Raw genomic sequence first — 6,167 nt, 5'->3', positions numbered from 1 at the left:
GGCAGGGCGGCTGGCCTTTTTCTTCGCTGCTTCGGCCGACGGCATGGCACTGAACAGGAACAACGCGGCAATGGCGGCGGCCAGGGCGCGGGTGGGATGCGGCATCAGGAGCTTCCGTGGAACACAGACCGTGGAGCTTGCACGATCCGGCCGCGTACGGCCAGCGTGAAGGCGCAGTCAGCTTTTTGCCGCTGGGGCTTCAGTCAGCCGCGGCCGCGGCGCGCAGGGCGGCGGCCCTATCGGCACCCAGGTAGCGGGTGATCGCACGCCGCATCAGGTACAGCAGTGGAATCAAGGCAATCGCAAAGCCCATCTTGTAGATGTAGTTGACGCTGCTGACGGCCAGGAACAGCGAGGTCGGCCAGTGCTGCGGGCCGAGCACGAAGGCGATCCAGATCACCACGAAGCTGTCCACCACCTGGGAGATCGCGGTGGATCCGGTCGCACGCAGCCACACGTGGCGCTCGCCGGTGGCCTGGCGGATGCGATGGAACACGGCCACGTCGATCAGCTGGCCGAGCAGGAAGGCCACCAGCGAACCGGCGATGGTCCACATGCCCTGGCCGAACACCGCGGCGAATGCCGCCTGGTAGTCCGGCACGCCGTGGCCGTCCATCGAGGTGACCCACCAGCTGGCCGGCGCCAGCGAGATCGCTGCGAAGGCGAACAGGAAGCCATAGGCGATCAGCACCACGGCCAGCCACGAGATGAAGCGCACGCCGCGCTTGCCGAAAAACTCGTTGATCGTGTCGGTCATGATGAACACCACCGGCCACAGCAGGGTACCGGCGGTGAAGCTGAGCGAGCCGGTCTGGCCAAACAGGTTCCAGTTCAGCGGATCGATGCCGAGGGTGTCTTCCAGCGCGAAGATCTTCACCCCGATCAGTTCGGCCAGCACGGCGTTGCCGCAGAAGAACGCGGCCAGCACGATGAACAGCAGGACCGCGCGGTCCTGCAGCGGGCGCTCGATCGGCGCCGCGGTTGTCATTCGCTGCGTTCGCCTGCGCGCGTGAACGGAACGCTGGACGGTGCGACGGCACCGCCGGAAATGATGAAGCTCATGGCCTGGTCGACGGTCCAGTCGGTCGGGGTCAGCAGCTCCACCGGCACGATCTCCAGGTAACCCGAGGTCGGGTTCGGTGTGGTTGGCACGTACACCGCGGCCAGTTCACGGTCGGTGCCGTGCTCCTTGATCACGCGGGTGACCAGCCCGACCGACTTCATGTCGCGGTGCGGGAAGTCGATCAGCACCACGCGCTGGGTGCTGCCCGGTTCGGTCTGCAACATGTCCAGCAGCTTCTTGGCGCTGTCGTAGATGATGCTGGCCAACGGAATGCGCTTGATCACCGCGCCGACCCAGCGCAGCAGGCGCTGGCCGAGCACGCGGCGGCTGGCCACGCCCACCGCCAGGATCACCAGCAGGGTGGCCAGCAGGGCGATGGTGTTCTGGATCCACTCGGCACGGACCCAACCGAGGTAATGCGGGAAGCTTGTCGCGATCTGCTCGGAAAGCGGCACCACCAATGGGCTGGAAATGCCCGAAAGCAGCACGAACACGAACTTGACCACGACCCAGGTCAGCCAGATCGGCAGCAGGGTCAGCAGGCCGGTCAGGAACAGGCGCTGCAGGGAGGGGCGGGGGACCAGGGCGGGGGCTTCGAGCGACATGCGCGCATTGTAGCGGCCACGGCCGGTCGATTACGCTGGGGGATCGACTGCGGCAACGATGCATGGAAGGGAAGCTGTGTTGAAGATTCTGCGCGGACTGGGCTGGGCCCTGGCAGGACTGCTGGTGCTGGCCATCGTGGTGTGGTGCGCCTCGCGCATGTGGCCGGTGCCGGAATCACGGCTGCAGGCCCAGCAGCGGTTGCAGGCCCGCCTGCCCGCTGATGGCCGCAACGGCTTTGCGCTGCTGTGGACACTCGCGTTCGACGATCTCGACCCGGACCAGCGCGATCAGGCGTTGGCCCGGGATGTACAGCGCTGGGAGGCGGATCCGCGCGGCAATGGCGGCGCCCGTCCGCAGCTGGCAGAAGACCACGTCGAGCTGCATTCACGGCCTTCGGCCAGCTGCGGACCGACCGCCAGTGACTGCCTCGGCCAGGTGCGTGCGGACCCGCAGCGCTTCGTCGATGCCCACGCTGGCCACCAGCAGCTGCATGCGCGCCTGGACCAGCTGGCCGATGCGGATCACTTCGTGTCGCCGTTCCGGCCAAAAGGGGAGGGCATCCTGGTGCCGATGCCGGCCTATGGTTTGGTGATCGACGCCACCAGCGCACGCGCGCTGGCGTATGTGCAGGGTGATATCGACGGTGCACTGCGTGGCAGTTGCCGGGGGCTGCAGCTGGGCCGCCGGCTGGTGACGGGCGGCAGCTACCTGGTGGAGAGCATCATCGGTGCCAGCCTGGTGCAGGCCAATGCCCAGCTGCTGGCCGACATGCTGGTCGAACTGCCGGCCGACCAACCGCTGCCAGCGGAATGCGAGCAGGCGATGAAGCCGATGCGGGCCGCCGAACAGAGCCTGTGCCGTGCGATGCAGGGCGAGTATGCGATGAGCAGGGCTGCGATCGAAACCTCGGCGCAGGAGTTCGGTGGCGTGCTGGTACTCGATCGCAGCAGCACCCTGGCGCGAGTGGCGGGCAACCTGGGCTGGGCCTGTGGCGCGGCGGCGATGACCGCGCTGGAGGCGGATCGTCCGCTGCCGGTACCGGCACCGCCGCAGCATGACTTCGGCTGCCTGTCGAACGTCATGGGGTGCGTGCTGGCCGATATCGCGGGCCCGGCCTATCCCGCCTATTCGTCACGGCCCCAGGATGCCGCCGCGATGGTGCGGCTGATCGGTGCGCAACGCTGGCTGCGACAGCAGGCCGAGGACCCTGTGGATGCGCTGAAGCGCTTGCCTGCCCAGTTCCGCTCGCAGGTGCGGACACCGCAGTTGTCGGCCGATGGCCGCCGCCTGCAGGTACCGCGGCGCTCAGCGCCGCGCAGCACCGACGAGAGCCCATGGTTGTCGGTATCGCTGGTGGCAGGGGACGCCCCGGCCGCCGCCGCGCGCGACTGAGCAGCGGCGGCCAGTGCGCGCTGTCCCCGTCATCCTCGCGGCTGCCTTCGCTCCGCAGGTGCACACGCGCATACGGGCGCATCGGAGCCTCCCTGGCAGGGCAGCAGAGGACAGCGCCCGCGCCGGATCAGCGCGCGTGTGGCTTCAACCGCAGATAGACCTGCTTGCGCACCTGGGCGACCACCTCGCCGCTGTCGTCGACGACGTCGTTGCTGAACCAGCGCAGCACCTTCTCGCCGCCCGCTGCTTCGGCACGCAGTTCGGCCAGCAGCGCATCGTCGATGCGGAACGAGGTGCGCACCGTGCCCCGGCCAGGCTTGAGGAAATCGATCGCACCGGCCCGGTCCCACACGTAGTAGTCACGGCCGAGGATGTGCAGCAGGCCCAGCATCCAGAACGGGTCGGTCATCGCGAACAGGCTGCCGCCGAAATGCGTGCCGACGTAGTTGCGGTTCCACGGGCGCAGCCGCAGCTCGACGTCGATCTGCCGGTAATCGGGCGTGATGCGGGTGACATGGATGCCGGTGAACAGGAACGGTGGCCACAGGTTGATGCCGAAGCGGAACAGGCGGGCGTTCATGCGGGTCCGGGGGCGCGAGGCGAGGCGCCCAGTCTAACCATTCGCATGCGTATGTTGCACCCCGGGCGTGTGTCCTACGGCGGCGTGCATGTCCTGCCTCATGGGCCGTCGATCATGTACCCGTCGCGGCCGTTGGCCTTGGCCTGATAAAGGGCGGTGTCGGCGCCTTCCACGAAATGGTGGGGCTGCAGTTCGCCGTCGGGCACGCGGGTGAATACGCCGATGGTGAGCGTGACGGTATCGTCGCTGCCATCGCCCGGCGCCGGCAAGGCGCGCACGCAGGCAATCAGGTCCTCGATCACCTGGCGTGCGCCCTCGGCCGGTGTATCCGGCAGCACCAGCGCGAATTCGTCACCACCGTAGCGTGCCGCCATGTCGCGCGGGCGGCGCGCATGGGCGCCGATCAGGCGGGCGACATCACGCAGCACGCGGTCGCCGACCTGGTGCCCGTGGCGATCGTTATGGCGCTTGAAGTGGTCGACGTCGATCAGCGCCAGGCTCAATGGCTTGCCGCTGCGCCGCGCTGCATCACATTCCTGCTGCAGCGACTGCTCGAAGCGGAGGCGGTTGCCCAGGCCGGTAAGGGCGTCGCGGTTGGCCTGGCGGTGCCAGGCCGAGATCCGCCACACCGCCCAGACCAGCAGTGCCAGCGTCACGCCCAGCATCGCGCTGGCCGGCGCCCACCACAGGTCACTCGTGCGCAGCAGCAGCCAGCTCAGCAGGGCAGGCATCGGCAACGAACACAGCGCGACCAGCCAGGGCAGGCGCAGGCCGAGCAGGATCACGCACAGCGCCACCAGCACACCGCTGATGGCGTGCTGCCAGGCATGCGGTAGAACATCGATCTGCTTGTGCTGCAGCAGCATCGAGGTGATGTTGGCCTGGTACTCGCTGCCGCTCATCCAGAACTCGCGGGTGGTCGGGGTCAGCAGGCGGGGCGCGATGCCGCTGGCCGTCATGCCAACTACGATGCGGCGGCCATGCAGCATCGCCATGTCCACGTGGCCATCGAGAACGTCCGCATAGGACACCTGTGGCAGCCGCTCGGGGGGGCCGGCGTAGCGCACGCGAACGTAATCGTCGCGACGCCATTGATAGGGCGAGCCCAGTTCCGGGTCGGGATCGGGCAGGCCGCGTACGGCACCGGCAGGCAGGTCGGCCAGTGCCAGGCCCAGTGCCGGCCAGTGCGGCTGGCCGATACCTGCGTGCAGATAGACGCCACGGGCGACGCCGTCGCCATCCACCTCGACATCGGTGTGGCCAATGGCGGCAGCACTGGCAGCGATCTGTGGGATCGGCAGCATTTCCTCGGCCATGCGGTCGCCGGCCGCCGGTGCGGCCAGCACCGGCAGCACCACCCGGCCATTGCGTCGGATGGCGGCCGCCAGTTGATCATCCTGTCGGCTGTCACGGCGATCCGGTTCGGACAGCATCAGGTCCAGCGCGACGCGTTCGGCGCCGGCATCGGTCAGGCGGTCAAGCAGGCGTGCATGCACCGAGCGTGGCCAGGGCCACTGGCCGATGCGCTGCAGGCTGCCTTCGTCGATGGCGACGATCAGCACGCTGGGATCGGGGCGGTACTCCCAGTTGCCGACCAGCGCATCATAGGCCGCCTCGTCCTGCCGCCACAGCCATTGTCCCTGGCTGGCCACGATGGTCAGCACGCCGGCCAGCAGGGCCAGCAGGATCCGCTTCGACCATGGCAGCGGCGAGCGCCTCACAACAACAACCAGAGCAGCAGGGCACCGCCACCCGCGCCGTAGCACAGGCGGCACGGCAGCGGGACCTGCTGGGCAGGCGAGAACGCGCTGGCGTGGCCGTCATCGTCGATGTACTGCACGCGTACATGCAGGGTGCCGCTCCACGGGCGCTTGAAGCTCACCTGCGGCTGATCCACGGTTTCGTCGACCAGCGGTGCCTTGAAGTCGCCGCGGCGATCCACCTGCACCCGGTAGCGTTGGCCTTCGCTGCCGGCCTGCCAGCGCAGCGTCAGCTCGCCGTGTGCGGCCTCGGGCGGTTGCAGTGCCGGGTCCACTGGTTCATTGCTCAGCTGCAGCGGCAACGCCTGGCCATAGCGGCCCTGTCGGCCTTCGCCATCGCGCGAAGCCACGCGCCAGTAGTACTGGCCGGGCGGCAGCGGTCGCGTCAGGCGCAGGTCGGTCGCATGGGTGGCCTGCTCCTGCAGGGGCTGCAGGAAGCTGGGCTCGGTGGCGATCTGCAGGACGCTGCTGCGCGCACCGGGGGCCTGGCTCCAGCGGAAACGCGGGCGGTCGCTGTTGATCGTCTGCCCATGCAGCGGCGATACGGTCAGCGGCGGTGGTGGCTGGTCACCGAGCTCGAAATCGGCGCTGGCATCCAGGCCTTCGACCCCCTGGGCGTCGACCGCGCGCAACAGGATGCGCAGTTGGCCAGGCGGCAGATCGCCGATCGCCAGCCGGGTGTCGGCGGTGGTGGCGGCGAACAGCAGGATCTCCGGCGTTGCCGCCTGCACCACTTCCACCCGGTAATGATCGGCGCCATTGACCG

5 protein-coding genes and 1 pseudogene are annotated in these 6,167 nt (G+C 68.5%); 1 reads left to right on the top strand and 5 read right to left on the bottom strand.

The genetic code is table 11. The features are described 5' to 3' along the window. Window positions 1-199 precede the first annotated feature (199 nt). Together N5E02_RS19750 and N5E02_RS19745 are read right to left on the bottom strand one after the other, a co-directional pair. Entirely contained in the window at window positions 200-988 is a 789-nt protein-coding gene (locus N5E02_RS19750) for a queuosine precursor transporter (protein ID WP_065185485.1), read from the bottom strand. After that, window positions 985-1,668: a DUF502 domain-containing protein gene (locus N5E02_RS19745; RefSeq protein ID WP_005418129.1), complete on the bottom strand. Its 684-nt coding sequence runs from the start codon at window positions 1,666-1,668 to the stop codon at window positions 985-987. The genes N5E02_RS19750 and N5E02_RS19745 overlap by 4 nt, the downstream gene beginning before the upstream one ends. Window positions 1,669-1,744: 76 nt before the next feature. Between N5E02_RS19745 and N5E02_RS19740 the strand changes: the two genes are divergently transcribed. Then, window positions 1,745-3,061: a hypothetical protein gene (locus N5E02_RS19740; RefSeq protein ID WP_032954375.1), complete on the top strand. Its 1,317-nt coding sequence runs from the start codon at window positions 1,745-1,747 to the stop codon at window positions 3,059-3,061. Window positions 3,062-3,188: 127 nt separating this feature from the next. On the opposite strand, the gene N5E02_RS19735 is transcribed toward N5E02_RS19740, so the two are convergent. From N5E02_RS19735 to N5E02_RS19725, 3 genes and pseudogenes are all read right to left on the bottom strand, one after another. Beyond that, window positions 3,189-3,641, bottom strand: coding sequence for a DUF4442 domain-containing protein (locus N5E02_RS19735; RefSeq protein WP_072168538.1), 453 nt, complete (start codon window positions 3,639-3,641; stop codon window positions 3,189-3,191). Between the two features lie 98 nt (window positions 3,642-3,739). After that, window positions 3,740-5,362, bottom strand: a complete 1,623-nt coding sequence (locus tag N5E02_RS19730) for a CHASE2 domain-containing protein (protein WP_065179242.1) — start codon at window positions 5,360-5,362, stop codon at window positions 3,740-3,742. Further along, a pseudogene (locus tag N5E02_RS19725) lies at window positions 5,359-6,167 on the bottom strand (peptidoglycan-binding protein LysM); the annotation flags it as partial. The gene N5E02_RS19730 and the pseudogene N5E02_RS19725, both read right to left, overlap by 4 nt.

The organism is Stenotrophomonas sp. GD03777, assembly GCF_029842485.1.
GTDB lineage: Bacteria > Pseudomonadota > Gammaproteobacteria > Xanthomonadales > Xanthomonadaceae > Stenotrophomonas > Stenotrophomonas sepilia.
The sequence above is the reverse complement of the archived record's forward strand: the minus strand, read 5'-3'. Positions and strand labels throughout refer to the sequence as shown.

Bases quoted from the DNA above. Each gene is read 5' to 3' on its own strand.
- N5E02_RS19745 (WP_005418129.1), bottom strand. From the start codon at position 1,668: ATGTCGCTCGAAGCCCCCGCCCTGGTCCCCCGCCCCTCCCTGCAGCGC.
- N5E02_RS19750 (WP_065185485.1), bottom strand. From the start codon at position 988: ATGACAACCGCGGCGCCGATCGAGCGCCCGCTGCAGGACCGCGCGGTC.
- N5E02_RS19735 (WP_072168538.1), bottom strand. From the start codon at position 3,641: ATGAACGCCCGCCTGTTCCGCTTCGGCATCAACCTGTGGCCACCGTTC.